We start from the raw sequence: 16,359 nt of genomic DNA on the forward strand, positions 1-16,359 counted from the left end.
CGATCGATGACGGCAGAGACCAGTGACCCGGCCAGCACCGGCCGCACCATGAAAGCCGCCCTGAAAACCGAGGATGGCCGCTTCCGCATCGCGGAGGTGGAGGAGCCCGCACTGCCCGCCGCGGACTGGGTAAAGGCGCGGGTGCGCGTCGCCGGCATCTGCGGCACCGACCTGCGCCACTGGAAGAAACCCGACCCCGAACTGCGCTGCTGCATCATGGGCCATGAAATGGCGGGCGAGGTGGTGGAGATCGGGGCGGATGTCACCCATGTCGCGATCGGCGACCGCGTGCTGGTCGAATCGGTTCTGGGTTGCGGACATTGCGAATGGTGCCGGGTGCGCCAGTATAATCGCTGCCCCGACCTTTATCCCACCCGCCGTGCCAGCGTGTCGCGTGCCTATGCCGAGTTCGTCGTCGGGCCACAGCACAAATTCTACAAGCTGCCCGATCATGTCGGCTTCGACGATGCCGCGCTGCTCGATACCTATGCGGTATGCCTGCATGCGCAGCATCTGTCGGGGCTGACCATCAACGCGCGTGTCGCGATCATCGGCGCCGGCCCGATCGGGCTGGGGCAGGCGATGCTGGCCAAGGCGAGCGGCGCCGATGTGCTGATCATCGACACCGTGGCGCATTCGCTGGAGGTGGCGCGGCAACTGGGCGCCGACGTGACGGTCGATCCGGAGCAGCAGGACCCGGTCGAACAGGTGATGGCGTTTACGCAAGGTCGCGGCGCGGACGTGGTGTTCGAATGCGCCGGCGGCACGTCGATGCCGACCACGCTGCCGCTGGCGACCAAATTGGCGCGACGCGGCGGCCGGATCGTCCTGGTCGGCGGCTTCGACGGGGGCAAGACCGAGATCGCGCTGGAATGGCAGCGCATCCAGATGTCGGAGATCGCACTGATCCCCAGTGCCAGCTTCGCCGTCCACGACATCTACCCCGAACAGGCCGAGGTGCTCGATCTGGTCGCGCGCGGCAAGCTGCGCACCCAGGAACTCATCACCCACCGCTTTCCGCTGGATGCGATCAACGACGCGTTCGAGGTCGCGCTGGACAAGGAGAAGACCAGGGCGATCTTTGTCGCGCTGGAGATCTGATGCAGGCTGGATCGGGGGCGGAGCCTACCCCCCGATCCGCACCCGGGCGGCACGATATTCGCGCTCCAGCCGCGCCACCCGGTCCGCGACCGGCTCTACCGCATCCACCGCGCCGATGCCCTGGCCCGATCCCCAGATGTCGCGCCATGCCTTGGCCTTGGCGCCGTTGCCGGTGCCGAAGTCCATCGTCTTCAGGTCGCCTTCGGGCAGCGCGTCGGGGTCGAGGCCGGCGGCGGCGATCGACCCGCGCAGGTAATTGCCGTGCACCCCGGTGAACAGGTTGGAATAGACGATGTCCGACGCGCGCCCCTCGACGATCGCCTGCTTGTAGCCGTCGACCGCATTGGCCTCGGTCGTGGCGATGAAGGGTGAGCCGATATAGGCGACGTCGGCCCCCATCGCCTGCGCCGCCAGGATCGCGCCGCCGGTCGCGATCGATCCGGACAGCGCCAGCGGCCCATCGAACCATTGCCGGATTTCCTGCACCAGCGCGAAGGGGGACAGCCGCCCGGCATGGCCGCCCGCGCCCGCCGCGACCGCGATCAGCCCGTCCGCGCCCTTTTCCACCGCCTTGCGGGCAAAGCGGTCGTCGATCACGTCGTGCAGCGTGATCCCGCCCCAGCCATGCACCGCCTGGTTCAGGTCCTCGCGCGCGCCGAGCGAGGTGATGACGATCGGGACCTGCCATTTGGCACAGGTCGCCAGATCCGCCTCCAGCCGGTCGTTCGACCGGTGGACGATCTGGTTGACGGCAAAGGGTGCGGCCGGCCGGTCCGGATGGTCGCGATTATGCGCGGCCAGTTCCTCGGTGATCCGGTGCAGCCATTCGTCGAGCATCGCCGCCGGTCGTGCGTTGAGCGCGGGAAACGATCCGACGATCCCCGCCTTGCACTGTGCGATCACCAGTTCGGGACCGGAGATGATGAACAGCGGCGACCCGATCACGGGCAGGCGCAGGCGGTCGAACAGGGCGGGCAGGGTCATCGCTTTACGATAACGTAAACGGCAAGCATGTCCAGTATGCGGCAGGAGGGGGCCGCTGTCCTACAGCGTCGCTTTCCGCTAGGCTTGCCGCCATGCTGACGTCCTCGTTCTACCGGTCCTTTGCGCGGCGGGACGATTGCAGAAAAGGTAAGTGGACACGGACAGGGGGGTGTAGTGTCCACTTCCAACCCACCGGGCACAAATCGCGTCGGCGGGACGCCGCGTTACCCGCGAATCGCCCCATCGCGCGCAACCCTCATGTTGCCTTGTTCGCGCAACAGCGTACACCGCCGATGTAACAGCATATCACAGGGTCCCGTTCATGAAACTCGCCGTTGCCGCGCTTCTGTCCCTTACCGTCTCCGCGCCCGCGCTTGCCGCCGGGCAGTTGCCGCGCACGGTCGTGCCGGTGCTGTACGACATCACGGTGCGCCCCGACGCGCAGAAGCTGACCTTCTCCGGCGAGGAGACGGTAACGGTCGACGTGAAGACCCCGACGCGCACCATCGTCCTGAACGCCGCCGATCTGGCGATCACCCGCGCGACGCTGGACGAAAAGCCGATCCGCTACGCGCTCGACAACGAAGCGCAGACGCTGACGCTGACCCTGCCGCAGGCGGTAACGGCCGGGCGCCATACGGTCGGTTTCGCCTGGACCGGCACGATCAATCGCGCCGCCTCCGGCCTGTTCGCGATCGACTATACCAACACCGATGGCAGCCAGGCCCGGATGCTGGCGACCCAGTTCGAGGCACCCGATGCCCGCCGCTTCGCGCCGATGTGGGACGAGCCCGCGTTCAAGGCGAAGTTCCGCCTGTCTTCGACCGCGCCGGCCGGCCAGACCGCCTATTCCAACATGCCCGCCACGATCACGCAGGCAGCGGACGGCAGCAAGCTCTACAAGTTCGGCGAAACGCCGGTGATGTCGAGCTATCTGCTCTTCCTCGGCATGGGCGATGTCGAGCGCAAGACGGCGCGCGCGAACGGCGTGGAGATCGGCATCATCAGCCGCAAGGGCGTGGTCGATCAGGGCGACTATGCGCTCGGCGCGGCGTCGAAGCTGCTGCCATACTTCAACAACTATTTCGGCCAGCGCTACCCGCTGCCCAAGATGGACATGATCGCCGGCCCCGGCTCCAGCCAGTTCTTCGGCGCGATGGAAAACTGGGGCGCGATCTTCTATTTCGAATCCGAACTGCTGTTCGATCCCAAGATCGCGACGGAAAGCAATCGCCAACGCATCCACACCGTTGTCGCGCATGAAATGGCGCACCAGTGGTTCGGCGACCTCGTCACCATGGCGTGGTGGGACGATCTCTGGCTGAACGAGGGCTTTGCCTCCTGGATGGAGAACAAGGCGTCCGCCGATCTCAACCCCGCATGGAAGGCGCGCGAGGCCGAGGTGGTCGGCGCCCGCGAAAGCGCGATGGCGATCGATGCGACGTCCGCCACCCATCCGATCATCCGCAAGGTGGAGACGGTGGACCAGATCGGCGAGGCGTTCGACAGCATCACCTATCTGAAGGGCCAGTCGGTCATCGGCATGCTGGAGGCGACGCTGGGCGAGGCGCCGTTCCGTGAAGGCATCCGCCGCTACATGGCCAAGTACAAGTACGGCAACACCGTCACCGACCAGCTCTGGGCGGAACTGTCCGCCGCCTCGGGCCAGCCGATCGCGACCATTGCCAAGGACTTCACGTTGCAGGGCGGCGTGCCGCTGGTCACGCTGACCGGCACGCGCTGCGAGGGCGGGGCGACCGTCGCCACGCTGACGCAAGGGCGCTTCGGCCTGGATGCCGCGTCAAAGACGCCGCAGACCTGGCATGTGCCCATCCGCTTGGCCACGATCGGCGGCGGCGAGGCACGCGCCACCGTCTTCGGTGCCACCGCGACCCCGGTCAAGGTGCCCGGATGCGGCACCTTGGTGCTGAACCATGGCAAGGGCAGCTACACCCGTGTGATGTACGACGAGACGGGTCATGCCGCGATCGTGCGTGATTTCAACAAGATGGCGCTGGACGACCGGCTCGGCACGCTGGGCGACGACTTCGCGCTGGCGGCGGGCGGCTATCAGGATCTGTCGCGCTGGTTCGCGGTGATGGCGCAGGTCGGGGCGAATGCCGACCCGCTGGAATGGGGCACGGTCGCGGGCAAGCTCGGCACGCTGGAGCGGCTGTATCGCGGCACGCCGCTGGAGGCGTCGCTCCGCCAGCGCAGCGCCGCCGTGCTGAAGCCGGTACTCGCCCGGATCGGGCTTGATGCGAAGCCGGGCGAGTCGGCGCTGATCAGCAACCTGCGCGAACAGTTGATCGGCCAGCTGGGTGGTGACGGCGATGCCGATGTCGCGGCCCGCGCCCGCACCTATGTCGCCGCGCTTCGCACCGATCCGGGCGCGATCCCCGCCGCCATCCGCGCGCCGATCTTGGCCACCTATGCCAGCAATGCGACCGCGGCGGAGTGGGACCAGTTGCTGGCCTTGACCAAGGCGGAGCGCAGCCCGGTCGCCAAGAACCGCTACGTCACGCTGCTCGGCTATGCCGACGATCCGGCCATCGCCGCGCGCGCGCTGGAGTTGCTGAAGACCGACACCTTCACGCCCCCGCAGCGCGCCGCTCTGCTCCGCTCGATCGCCGGCACCCACCCCGATCTCGCCTTCGACTGGGCGGTCGCCAATCGCACGCTGGTCGACAGCTTCCTGGAGGAAAGCACGCGTTCGGGCTTCATCGTCGGGCTGGGTGCAGGCTCCAGCGATCCCGCCATGCCGGGCAAGATCACGGCCTTTGCCAACCAGTATCTGCCCGCCGGCTCGCGCGGCGGCGCCACCCGCGCCATTTCGCAGATCGGCGTCCGCAAGGGCACGGCCACGCAGTTGCAACCCGCCGTCACCCGCTGGCTGGGCAAGTAACCTCCGCACCTTGTGCCGCCCGACCCTGGGTGGCACGAGGGCTTGGTCTGCTAGTGAATGATCGTCGGCGCCTGCGTCGCCTGGGTGAACAGCTTCAGCATCGCGGCATGGATGCCGTCGCCGTCCGATGCCTCCAGCAGCCAGCCGGGGGAGGCGCATTCCTCCAGCCTCGGGCGGATCTTCGATGGCGGCAGAGGGGCGATCAACCAATTGTATTCGAAAGCAAATTCTGTGCTTTTGTCGTCGGCTGGGAATTTCTTGACCGGCAGGTAGGTCGTATAGACGATCCCGATCGTGACCTTCTTGTCCCGCTTCAGCGTCTCGCATTTGGCCGGGTCCATCAACGCCATGCAATGGCTCTTGCCGCACAGGTCCTGTACACCATCGGTGACGATGAACAGGAACTTGCGGGCATCGGCTTTCGTAGTACCGTCGCCGCTCGCCGGGATCTGTGCCGCCATGCCGTTCATCACGGCGGCCAGGTTGGTATCGCCATAGCCGACCGCCCCGTCATTGGGACCGAGCGTCAGTTTCGACACGGTACGCGTCACGCTGCTCAGGTCGTCGGTCAGCGATTGCACCTGTCGCATATCGGTGCCGAACTCATACACCCCAAACCGATAGAAGCGGTCCTTGTTCTGGCTGTTCAGTGCCGTGTTGATCATGTCCAGCACAGCAATGCGCTCAATATCCACTCGCATCTTGATGCCGTATTTGTTGGCAATCGCTTCGTTTGAGTATTTCTCCCACGAACCATCCGTCAGCTTGCCAGCTACGTGGCAGCCGAACTGACACCCGCGCTTGTTCTTTTGGACGTCGCTGTTCAGCTCGTAGGTGAGCGTCCACAACCTCTTCGCATCCTCGTCGGATGCCGCCAGCCCCATGGATTGCGACGTGTCGAGCGCCAGATAGACGTCCATATACGGCGCCTTGATCGTCTCCGACGTGCTGGTGCCGGCCACGGCAAGCGTCGCGACGCCCAGCACGCCGGCAAAGCTGTTGGCCGATGTGCCGCCATAGGTGACGACCGCCTTGCGGGTCAGCGGCCGCTCGCCGGTAGCGTTCGCGTTGGGGTTCGTCGGGCAGATGTAGGGTGCCGCCGTGCCGGAGGCATAGGTGTCGGTAATGACGATCTGCAGGCCGCTGGGCTGGCTGACGTCGAGTGACAGACCGTCCAGCCCTCCCGTCTGGGAAACGAACGTGTTGCGCGCTGCGGCGCAGGCCGCACCGACGGGCTTCTCCATCGTCACCTGGGTCACGGCGGCGAGGCTGGCGGCATCGGCGACCGCGTCCAGCTTGCTTTCAGTCCGCTTGGCGCGACTGTAATCGATGCCCATCCCCGTGGCGAAGGTGATGGGCAACAGCGCGAACGCGGTCAGCATCAACACATTGCCCCGGCGATCCTCGTGCAGCCGGCGAGCCCCCCGGGATGCGGCGGCGATCAGGTCAGCGACAGTCATTGCAAACGACCATGTTGGAGTTGCGGGGATTCATGAAAAAGCGGTCGGAGAAATTCAGCTTGCCGACCGAACGATAAGCCACACCCGGATCATAGGCGTAGGTGACCTCGCCCATGATCAGCGCGGTATTCGCCACCCGCAGGCGGGCCGGTATGTCGTCCGTGGAAATAGCGGTGCGTGGCGTGGTATTGATCGCCCGGCTCCAGTCGATTGACGGCGTACCTGCGGCATCGAAGACGATCTGCAGCACCCGAACCGTGGCACCGGCGCGCGAATAGGGTGCCAGCATCGCGGTCGAGGACTCGAGGATGGTTTGCAGATCGGCCTTGGTCAGCGTCTTGGGCGTGCTCGCCAGATCGACGATGGTGCGATCCGCCAGCCCGACCTTGCGTTGGCACGCCACCGCATCGGCCAGTTGATAGCCGCCCAGGAACAGCAGCAACAGGATGGGAAAGGTGAAGGCGAACTCGATCAGGGCAACGCCGCGGCGATCCCGACCCAGCGTTATCAGCGGCCTCATTTATACAATTCCGCACGTGCGATCGCCGTGCCGACCAGCAGCCGACGCCCGCCCGGCAGATTGGAAATGTCGTAGCCCAGCGATACCGTCGGCAGATCCCATACGTACAGGACCCGCAGAACCGTGATCTTGCCGGGCTCACCGATGGTGAAGGGCAGATTGTCGATCGGCTTGCCCCTTGCGTCGAACCGGATCGTGGGTTGCGTGAAATCGGCAGCGGTAAAGGTGTCCGGCTTCGCCGCCGTAACCAACAGATTCTCGCAGCGCAGATAGGCGGGAAGATCGTTGCAGATACGCGTCCTGAACGCGGCCTTGCTGGCAACCGCTGCCTTGTCGCTCCCGGTCAGCAACAGCCGGCCCGAGCGGGCGGTGACGCTTTCCAGCGTCTGCTGGGCAAAGAAGACGAGGCTGGTCATCAATGCGGCGAGCAGAACGGCGAAAAACGGAAGCGCGATCATCGCGAACTCGACCAGCACGACGCCCCGCGTCGAACGCCAAAGCGGTCGGGATGTCGATGACGGCCTTGGAACAATGCTGGCGCAGCGCAGGATCATGGCCGCAATCGTTAGCAACAGAACGTAAAAAATAGCTTATCTGTGAAACGACACCCAAAATGGTACAGCTTTGCGACGTGTTTGATATCGATGGATAATCTTTGTCGGCGTTGCTCTCGCACGCCGCCGCGACCCGTATGAAATCACCATCGATCCTGCACGTCGCCGAGGTTGCCCCGGCGCGCCGCCGCGCCTAAGGTCCGCGCCGCTCCCCCAACCAGCTTCCGAGATCTGATGACCGCGCCACGCTTCAAACGCATCCTGTTGAAACTCTCGGGTGAGGTCCTGATGGGCGAGGGCGGTCTTGCCATCGACCCCGTCATCACCGCACGCGTCGCCGGCGAGATCGCCGATGTGCGCAACCAGGGCTATGAACTGTGCGTGGTCGTCGGCGGCGGCAACATCTTCCGTGGCCTCTCGGCGGCGGCCAAGGGGATCGAGCGGGCGACGGCCGATTATATGGGCATGCTGGCCACGGTGATGAACGCACTGGCCGTGCAGAACGCCTTGGAACAGATCGGCGTCGACACCCGCGTCCAGTCGGCGATCCCGATGTCCAGCGTGTGCGAACCCTTTATCCGTCGCCGTGCCGAGCGACACCTGGAAAAGGGCCGGGTGGTGATCTTTGCCGCCGGTGTCGGCTCGCCCTTCTTCACCACCGATTCCGGTGCGGCGCTGCGCGCGGCCGAGATGAAGTGTGACGCGCTGTTCAAGGGCACCAGCGTCGACGGTGTGTACGATGCCGATCCCAAAAAGGTGCCGACGGCCACGCGCTATGAAACCGTCAGCTATTCGCGCGTATTGTCCGACGACCTGAAGGTCATGGATGCCTCTGCCATCGCGCTGTGCCGCGACAACAATATCCCGATCGTCGTCTTCAACATCCGCGAGCATGGCAATTTCGGTGCCGTGCTCGCCGGTGACGGCGTCTCGACGATCGTGCAGAATCAGGAGTAATCGATGCCCGCCTACGTTAAATCCGATCTCGAACGCCGCATGGCCGGTGCGGTCGAGTCGTTGAAGCATGATCTGGGTGGCCTGCGTACGGGCCGCGCCTCCACCGCGCTGCTCGATCCGGTTACCGTCGAGGTCTATGGCAGCCACATGCCGTTGAACCAGGTGGCGACCGTCTCCGCGCCGGAGCCGCGCATGCTGTCGGTACAGGTATGGGACAAGTCCAATGTCGGTCCCGTCGAAAAGGCGATCCGCTCGGCCGGCCTCGGCCTCAACCCGATCAACGACGGCCAGACCTTGCGTCTGCCGATCCCCGACCTGACCGAGGAGCGCCGCAAGGAACTCGCCAAGCTTGCCGGGCAATATGCCGAAAAGGCGCGCATCGCGGTCCGCAACGTGCGTCGCGACGGTATGGACAGCCTGAAGACCGACGAAAAGAAGGGCGTGTTCGGCGAGGATGATCGCAAGCGCCACGAAACCGAGGTGCAGAAGCTGACCGACGCGACGATCGCCGATGTCGATGCGGCGGCGGCGGCCAAGGAAAAGGAAATCCTGGGCAAGTGAGCCCGCCGGCCGCCTCGGCGCAGGTCGCCCTGGGATCGCTTGCCGCCGTGCCTGATACGGGCGCGGTGCCGCGGCACGTCGCCATCATCATGGACGGCAACGGCCGCTGGGCGAAGCGTCGGCTGTTGCCGCGCTTCGCCGGGCACAAGGCCGGGGTGGACACGGTACGCCGCATCACCCGCGCGGCCCGCGCGCTGGGGATCGAGGCGCTGACGCTTTATGCCTTCTCGTCGGAGAATTGGCGGCGGCCGGAGGCGGAGGTGAGCGACCTGATGGGTCTGCTCCGCCTGTTCATTCGCAACGATCTGGCCGAGTTGGTGGCGGACAATGTGCGGCTGCGCATCATCGGCGACTATCGCCGTTTCTCCGCTGATCTCGTCGCGCTGATCGACGATGCGGTCGCGCGCACCGCATCCAATACCGGTCCGATCCTGGTGATCGCGCTCAACTACGGCGCGCAGGCTGAACTGGTGGCGGCCGCGCAGCGGCTGGCGACGCGCGCCGCGGCCGGCGAGATCGCGCCGGAGGCGATCACGGCGGAGGCGATCGAGGCCGAACTGGACACCCACGGTCTCCCGCCCCTCGATCTGGTGATCCGCACCTCGGGCGAGCAGCGGCTGTCCAACTTCCTGCTGTGGCAGGCGGCCTATGCCGAATTGCTGTTCGTCGACACGCTGTGGCCCGATTTCGACGAGGCGGCGCTTGGTGAGGCGGTGGCAGCGTTTGGCCGCCGCCAGCGACGTTTCGGAGGCTTGTGACCGACCCCGCGCCGATGCCGTCCGGCATGTCGAACATGACCAAGCGCATCCTGGCGAGCCTCGTCATGATCGCGGTCGCCAGCCTGTGCCTGGTTGCGGGCGGGCTGCTCTTCTGGCTGCTCGCCGTTGTCGTCGCCTTGTTCATGATGGCGGAATGGTCGGACCTGCATCAGGCCGATGCCAAGGCAAAGCGCATGGCGCAGTTTGCGCTGTCCGTGCCGCTGGCGATCATGGCGCCGGAACTGGCGGCTGGTCCGGGCTTCTTTGCGCTCGGCCTGATCGCTGGCGCGTTCTTCTTCGTCACCATTGTCTCGCGGCGCCCAGCGCTGGGCGCGGGCGTTCTTTATGTCGGCCTGCCGGTCTTCTCGCTGCTGCTGATCCGCGAACAGCCCAATGGGCTTGTGCTGGCGCTATGGGCGATGGCGCTGGTCTGGGCATGCGATAGCGGTGCCTTCTTTACCGGCCGCACCTTTGGCGGTCCCAAGCTCGCCCCGTCGATCAGCCCTGCAAAGACCTGGTCCGGTCTTCTCGGCGGCGTTGTCCTTGCGACCCTGCTGGCGGCCGTGATGGAGGCCTTCTACGACCTGCCGTTGCGCCTGACCATCGCCACGCCGTTCCTAGCCGTGCTGGCACAAGGTGGCGACCTGTTCGAAAGCGCGCTCAAGCGGCGAGCTGGCGTGAAGGATTCGGGCAATGTCCTGCCCGGTCATGGCGGGGTGCTGGACCGGCTGGACGGCGTCGTACCGGTGGCGCCGATCGCGGCGCTTCTCGTGATCGCACCGCGGCTGATCTGATGCGCACCGTCACCATCCTTGGCGCGACCGGGTCGGTCGGTACCTCGACGCTCGACCTGATCGAACGCGAGCCGGACAAGTTCCGCGTGCGGGCGCTGACCGCCAATTGCGATGTCGCGAAGCTAGCGGCCGCCGCGCGGCGTACCAACGCGGAACTGGCGGTGGTCGCGGACGAAAGCTGCGTGCTGGCACTGCGCGACGCATTGGCAGGTACCGCAACGCAGGTGGCTGGGGGGGCGCAGGCGGTGTGCGAGGCAGCGGCTCTGGGCGCGGACTGGACGATGGGCGCTATCGTCGGCTGTGCGGGCATGAAGCCCGCCATGGCCGCGATCGAGCGGGGCGGCACGGTGGTGCTGGCCAACAAGGAGCCGCTGGTATCCGCGGGCGAGCTGATCCTGGCCGCGGCGGCGCGCAGCGGTGCGACGCTGTTGCCGGCCGACAGCGAGCATAATGCCATCTATCAATGCTTCGATTTCGCACGGCCCGAACGCGTCCGGCGTATCATATTGACGGCGAGCGGCGGCCCGTTCCGCGACAGGACGCGTGAAGAGATGGCGCGCATGACGCCCGAACAGGCGGTCGCGCACCCCAACTGGTCGATGGGCGCCAAGATCTCGATCGATTCGGCGACGATGATGAACAAGGGGCTGGAGCTGATCGAGGCGGCGCGCCTGTTCCCCGTGCCCGAGGACCGGATCGAGATCGTCGTCCATCCGCAATCGGTCATCCACTCCGCCGTCGACTATATCGATGGATCGATGCTGGCACAGCTGGGCCCGTCGGACATGCGGGTGCCGATCGCGCATTGCCTGGCCTGGCCGGACCGGATGGCGACGCCGATGGCCCCGCTCGATCTGGTCGCGCTCGGCCGGCTCGATTTCGCGGCGCCCGATCCGGTGCGATTCCCCGCGTTGCGGCTGGCGCGCGAGGCGCTGATCGCGGGTGGTGCCCGGCCGGCGATCCTGAACGCGGCGAACGAGATTGCGGTTGCGGCCTTCCTGGCCCGTCGCATCGGCTTCCTCGAAATTGCCGCAATCGTCGAGGATATACTGGAGCGTTACGACCCGGCCCCGCCGGATACGCTTGATGCGGTACTCGCAATCGATGCGCATGCGAGGGTATTGGCGGGCGAACGCGTAGAGGATTGCGTCGTTTGATCGAGACTCCCGGTTTCCTGTTGACCATTCTCGCCTTCGTGCTCGTCATCGGCCCGCTCGTGTTCGTTCACGAACTGGGCCATTATCTTGCCGGCCGCTGGTTCGGGGTGAAGGCGGACGCCTTCTCCATCGGCTTCGGTCGCGAGGTGGCGGGTTTCACCGACAAGCGCGGCACCCGCTGGAAGATCGGCTGGCTGCCGCTGGGCGGTTACGTCAAGTTTTCGGGCGACATGAACCCAGCCAGCCAGCCCAGCGCCGAATGGCTGTCGATGCCGGCCGAGGAGCGGCAGCGCACCTTTCAGGCCAAGCCCGTATGGCAGCGCGCGATCATCGTCGCGGCAGGCCCGGCGATCAACTTTGCCGCGGCGATCCTGATCCTGGCGGGTTTTGCGCTGGCATATGGCGAAGCGGTGATGCCGCCGGTGGCAGGGGCCGTCGCACCGAACAGCGCAGCGGCCGCGGCGGGGCTTCGCGCAGGCGACCGGGTCACCGCACTTGATGGTCGGCCGATCGACGATTTTGCCGACATGGTGCGCTTCATCCAGATTCGTGCCGGCGAGCGGGTGCGCGTCGATCTGGTCCGCGATGGCCAGCCGACCTCGGTAGAGGCGGTGATCGCCACCGATCTGCAACGCGATCGCTTCGGCAACGAGTATCGCATCGGTCGTCTGGGCCTGCTCGGTCCGAAGCCGGAGATACAGCCGGTCGGCCTGTTGCGCGCGCCCGTCGTGGCGGTGCAGCGCACCGGCCAGATCGTGTCGATGATGGTGGAAACGCTGGGCCAGGTCATTACCGGCCGCCGCTCGGTCAAGGAGTTGGGCGGGCCTTTGTCGATCGCCAAGGTTTCCGGCGAGCAAATGGCGCTTGGGCTCGACGCCTTCGTGTTCCTGATCGCGCTGGTGTCCATCAATCTGGGGTTCATCAATCTGCTGCCAGTGCCGATGCTCGATGGCGGTCATCTGCTGTTCTACGCGATCGAGGCGGTGCGGCGGCGACCGCTCGGCCCCGATGCGCAGGAATGGGCCTTTCGTGGCGGAATGCTGGCGATCCTGGCGCTGATGCTGTTCGTGACGTTCAACGATCTGGGTAATCTGGGCCTGTGGAAGAATCTCGCCGGCTTGATCGGGTGAGCAAGCTGGGGCAGGGCGGCGAACGCAGGGGTCGGTTCGACTTTTCTGGGGTGGGTTTGGTGACAGCGATGACTGGTATGAAGTTCGTGCGCGCGGGCGCTGTGCTGCTGGCGGGTACGGCGCTGTCGGGCGTTCCTGCCCTTGCGCAGACCGCGCCGGCAAGGTCGGGTGCCGCCACTGCCCCCGCGCAGGCGCCCGCCGCGGTGCCGAGCGTGGCACCGGCACCGGTTCGCACCATCAAGACGTTGCGAGTCGAGGGGGCGCAGCGCATCGAGCCCGAGACGGTGCTGTCCTATACCAAGCTGCGCGTCGGCATTCCCTACACGCCGGAAACGCTGGATCAGGCGCTCAAGGACCTGCAGGCCAGCGAGTTGTTCGCCGATTTCTCGATCGCCGGCGTCGAGACGGGCGACATCGTGCTGCGCGTGCGCGAGAACCCGATCATCAACCGCGTGATCCTTGAGGGCAACAAGCGCCTCAAGAACGACAAGATCACCAAGGAAATCCGGCTGGCCCCGCGCCAGATCTTCACGCGTACCGCGGTCCGCCAGGACGTGGCGCGCATCGTCGAGCTGTATCGCCGTCAGGGCCGGTTCGGCGCGGTGGTCGAACCGAAGATGGTCAGCCTCGACCAGAACCGCGTCGACGTGGTGTTCGAGATCAGCGAGGGCCCGAAGTCCAAGGTCCGCCAGATCAACATCCTGGGCAATGAAAAATTCTCCGATGACCAGTTGCGCGGCGAGATGGCGACCAAGCAGTCGCGCTGGTTCCGCCTGCTGTCGTCCAACACCTCCTACGACCAGGACCGGCTGGCCTATGACCAGCAGAAGCTGCGCCAGTTCTACCTGACCGAGGGCTATGCCGATTTTCGCGTGACCAGCGCGGTGGCCGAGCTGACCCCGGACAAGCAGGACTTCATCATCACCTATGTGGTGGAGGAAGGGCCGCGCTATAAGTTCGGCGACGTGGCGGTCGACAGCCAGATCCGCGATTTCGACAATACGAAGCTTGCCGCGTCGCTGCCGATGAAGAAGGACGACTGGTACAATGCCAAGCTGGTTGAGGACTCGGTCGAAAGCCTGAGCCAGACCGCCGGCCTGTTCGGCTATGCCTTCACCGATGTGAACCCGGAGTTCCAGCGCGATCGCGAGGCGCTGACCATGTCGGTCACGTTCAACATCGCCGAAGCCAAGCGCACCTATGTCGAGCGCATCGAGATCAACGGCAACACGCAGACGCAAGACAAGGTCGTGCGGCGTGAAATCCGTTTGGCCGAGGGCGACGCGTTCAACAGCTTCCAGGTGCGCCGTTCGCAGGACCGCATCAATTCGCTCGGCTATTTCCAGGACAAGCTGGAGATCAAGCAGAACCCCGGTTCCGCCCCCGATCGACTGGTGCTGGAGACGAATGTCGAGGAGCGCTCGACCGGCGAGTTGCAGCTGTCCGCCGGCTATTCGTCGCTCGAACGCTTCATCATCCAGGCCAACATCACGCAGCGCAATTTCCGCGGCAAGGGCCAGGAACTCCGCGCCGGCGTGAATTATTCGGCCTATTCCAAGTCGGTCGAACTCGGCTTCACCGAGCCATACGTGTTCGACAAGAACATCGCGATGGGCGTCGACATCTTCCGCCGCGACTTCAACGCGTTCAACTTCGTCGGCACCAACCGTCAGACCACCTACAGCCAGGTGTCAACCGGCTTCCAGGTGCGCGCGGGCGTGCCATTGACCGAATATTGGTCGCTGTCCGGTCGCTATGGCCTGACCTATGACGAGGTCGGTCTCGCCAACTCCTTCTTCAACGCGGCAGGCGAGTGCGACGTCACCATCGCCGGCCGATATCTGTGCGAGCAGCTTGGCAATCGCTGGACCTCGTCGGTCGGCTACTCGCTGATCTATGACAGCCTGAACAGCCGCCTGCGCCCGACCGCGGGCCACCGCTTCTCGTTCAGCCAGGACTTTGCCGGTCTCGGCGGTGACGTGAAATATATCCGTACCCGCGCCGAGGGCTCGAAGTTCAAGGGGTTGGGCAGCGGCTTTGTGCTGTCATGGCTGGGCGAGGGCGGTTACATCCACTCGCTGGAAAGCAGCCGTGGCCCCGGTATCGATCCCGTGCGCATCACCGACCGTTTCTATTTGGGCGAGCCGCAGTTCCGCGGGTTCGACATCCGCGGCGTGGGTCCGCGCGTTCAGCGTCGTTTCTTCACTGGGAATGCAGCCGATGGCACACAGGCGCTGATTACCGACCGTAATCAGCTTGTGGATGACGCACTGGGCGGCAAGGCCTATTACCTGACGCGTCTCGAACTCGAACTGCCGCTCGGCTCCGGTGCCCGCGAGATGGGGCTGCGGCCGTCCATCTACGTGCAGGCCGGTTCGTTGTTTGACCTGACCCGTCCGCGTCCGACCGCTGACCCGCCCTTCGAACAGTTGCGCGATGCCAGTGGCAATCTGCGCTTCAACAGCGATGGATCGCCGACCCTGATCGGCAACATCCAGCGTGATGCCGCCGGTAATCCGCTGTATACCACCCCGGGGACCGGACTGACCACCACGTGCGCGACCGGTACGCTGACGAATGGTGTCTGCACCGGCACCACGGTCAATACGCTGGTACGCAATACGCCGTTCGTGGAGAATTACTTCGGTGGACGTTGGACGCCCCGCGTGTCGGTCGGCGTCGGCGTAAACTGGAATTCTCCGTTCGGCCCGCTGCGTATCGATCTCGCCAAGGCGCTGGTCACCCAGGCGGGCGACGACCCCAAGCTCATCACCTTCAACGTAGGGACACAGTTCTGATGAAGACGTTCACGACTCTCCTCCTCGCCGCTGGCGTCCTTGCTGCGGCTCCGGCCGCCGCGCAGGTCGGTGGTGTCGCCGTCGCCGATCCGCAGGGTGCGATCGCCAACTCGCGCGCCTGGACCGCTGCCCGCACCCAGATCGAGACGACCTATAAGGCGCAGCTCGATCAGGCCGAAGCACGTCGCCAGGCCCTGTCGACCGAGTTGCAGCCGCTGATCCAGCAGTTCAACACCGCCCGTTCGGCGCCCAACGCCAACCAGCAGGCGCTGCAGACCCAGGCGCAGCAGATCCAGACGCGTGAAACCGCTGCGAACCAGGAGCTTCAGCGCCTGACCCAGCCGGCACAGCGCGCGCAGGCCTATGCCATCGAGCAGATCCAGAACCGTCTGGGCGAAGCGGTGCAGAGCGCCGTCCGCGCCAAGAATGTCAGCCTGCTCGTCTCGCCGCAGGCGGTGCTGTTCATGCAGCCGACCGCCGACATCACCGCGGCCGTGACGGCCGAGCTCGACCGTCTGGTCCCGACCGTCAACACCACGCCGCCGGCCAACTGGCAGCCGGGTCAGGGCGGTCAGGCCGCCGGTGCTGCGCCGGCCGGTGCTGCACCCGCCGCGACGCCGGCTCCGGCCGCCACCGGTAACCGCCGCAACAGCGGCCGGTGAGCGACGCGGTGACTGACG

At 65.6% G+C, this 16,359-nt stretch carries 14 protein-coding genes; 10 read left to right on the forward strand and 4 right to left on the reverse strand.

The window, feature by feature from the left end:
* Window positions 1–6: 6 nt before the first annotated feature.
* Window positions 7–1,101, forward strand: a complete 1,095-nt coding sequence (locus OXR08_RS07270) for a zinc-binding dehydrogenase (protein WP_267349038.1) — start codon at window positions 7–9, stop codon at window positions 1,099–1,101.
* A gap of 24 nt (window positions 1,102–1,125) precedes the next feature.
* On the opposite strand, the gene OXR08_RS07275 is transcribed toward OXR08_RS07270, so the two are convergent.
* Window positions 1,126–2,085: a nitronate monooxygenase family protein gene (locus OXR08_RS07275; RefSeq protein ID WP_112382413.1), complete on the reverse strand. Its 960-nt coding sequence runs from the start codon at window positions 2,083–2,085 to the stop codon at window positions 1,126–1,128.
* A gap of 322 nt (window positions 2,086–2,407) precedes the next feature.
* On the opposite strand from OXR08_RS07275, the gene OXR08_RS07280 reads away from it, so the two are divergent.
* Window positions 2,408–4,990, forward strand: a complete 2,583-nt coding sequence (locus OXR08_RS07280) for a M1 family metallopeptidase (RefSeq protein WP_267349040.1) — start codon at window positions 2,408–2,410, stop codon at window positions 4,988–4,990.
* 50 nt (window positions 4,991–5,040) lie between these two features.
* Here OXR08_RS07280 and OXR08_RS07285 read toward each other — a convergent pair whose 3' ends face one another.
* From OXR08_RS07285 to OXR08_RS07295, 3 genes are read right to left on the reverse strand one after another with little or no spacing between them, the layout of a single operon-like run.
* A complete protein-coding gene (locus tag OXR08_RS07285) occupies window positions 5,041–6,450 on the reverse strand; it encodes a vWA domain-containing protein (protein WP_267349042.1) in 1,410 nt (469 codons plus the stop codon).
* Window positions 6,437–6,970 (reverse strand): TadE/TadG family type IV pilus assembly protein, encoded by a 534-nt coding sequence (locus OXR08_RS07290; RefSeq protein ID WP_267349044.1) that lies wholly within the window; start codon window positions 6,968–6,970, stop codon window positions 6,437–6,439. Before OXR08_RS07290 ends, OXR08_RS07285 begins: the two co-directional genes overlap by 14 nt.
* On the reverse strand, window positions 6,967–7,446 hold the full coding sequence (locus tag OXR08_RS07295) for a TadE/TadG family type IV pilus assembly protein (protein ID WP_267349046.1): 480 nt from the start codon (window positions 7,444–7,446) through the stop codon (window positions 6,967–6,969). Before OXR08_RS07295 ends, OXR08_RS07290 begins: the two co-directional genes overlap by 4 nt.
* A gap of 312 nt (window positions 7,447–7,758) precedes the next feature.
* Here OXR08_RS07295 and pyrH point away from each other — a divergent pair, with 312 nt between their 5' ends.
* The 8 genes from pyrH to OXR08_RS07335 all read left to right on the forward strand — a co-directional run bounded on the left by pyrH (window position 7,759) and on the right by OXR08_RS07335 (window position 16,341).
* Entirely contained in the window at window positions 7,759–8,481 is a 723-nt protein-coding gene (gene pyrH, locus OXR08_RS07300; RefSeq protein ID WP_174236598.1) for a UMP kinase, read from the forward strand.
* Between the two features lie 3 nt (window positions 8,482–8,484).
* Window positions 8,485–9,042, forward strand: a complete 558-nt coding sequence (gene frr / locus OXR08_RS07305; RefSeq protein ID WP_112382407.1) for a ribosome recycling factor — start codon at window positions 8,485–8,487, stop codon at window positions 9,040–9,042.
* 29 nt (window positions 9,043–9,071) lie between these two features.
* Entirely contained in the window at window positions 9,072–9,800 is a 729-nt protein-coding gene (locus tag OXR08_RS07310; protein WP_267349110.1) for an isoprenyl transferase, read from the forward strand.
* A gap of 26 nt (window positions 9,801–9,826) precedes the next feature.
* Entirely contained in the window at window positions 9,827–10,594 is a 768-nt protein-coding gene (locus OXR08_RS07315; protein ID WP_267349112.1) for a phosphatidate cytidylyltransferase, read from the forward strand.
* On the forward strand, window positions 10,594–11,751 hold the full coding sequence (locus OXR08_RS07320; RefSeq protein ID WP_267349050.1) for a 1-deoxy-D-xylulose-5-phosphate reductoisomerase: 1,158 nt from the start codon (window positions 10,594–10,596) through the stop codon (window positions 11,749–11,751). The genes OXR08_RS07315 and OXR08_RS07320 overlap by 1 nt, the downstream gene beginning before the upstream one ends.
* Window positions 11,748–12,881, forward strand: a complete 1,134-nt coding sequence (rseP, locus tag OXR08_RS07325) for an RIP metalloprotease RseP (protein WP_267349052.1) — start codon at window positions 11,748–11,750, stop codon at window positions 12,879–12,881. Before OXR08_RS07320 ends, rseP begins: the two co-directional genes overlap by 4 nt.
* A gap of 68 nt (window positions 12,882–12,949) precedes the next feature.
* Complete coding sequence (gene bamA, locus OXR08_RS07330) at window positions 12,950–15,679, forward strand: outer membrane protein assembly factor BamA (RefSeq protein ID WP_267349054.1); 2,730 nt, start codon at window positions 12,950–12,952, stop codon at window positions 15,677–15,679.
* Complete coding sequence (locus tag OXR08_RS07335; protein WP_149681601.1) at window positions 15,679–16,341, forward strand: OmpH family outer membrane protein; 663 nt, start codon at window positions 15,679–15,681, stop codon at window positions 16,339–16,341. Before bamA ends, OXR08_RS07335 begins: the two co-directional genes overlap by 1 nt.
* Window positions 16,342–16,359 lie beyond the last annotated feature (18 nt).

Source organism: Sphingomonas sp. GM_Shp_2 (genome assembly GCF_026540875.1).
Lineage (GTDB): Bacteria > Pseudomonadota > Alphaproteobacteria > Sphingomonadales > Sphingomonadaceae > Sphingomonas > Sphingomonas carotinifaciens.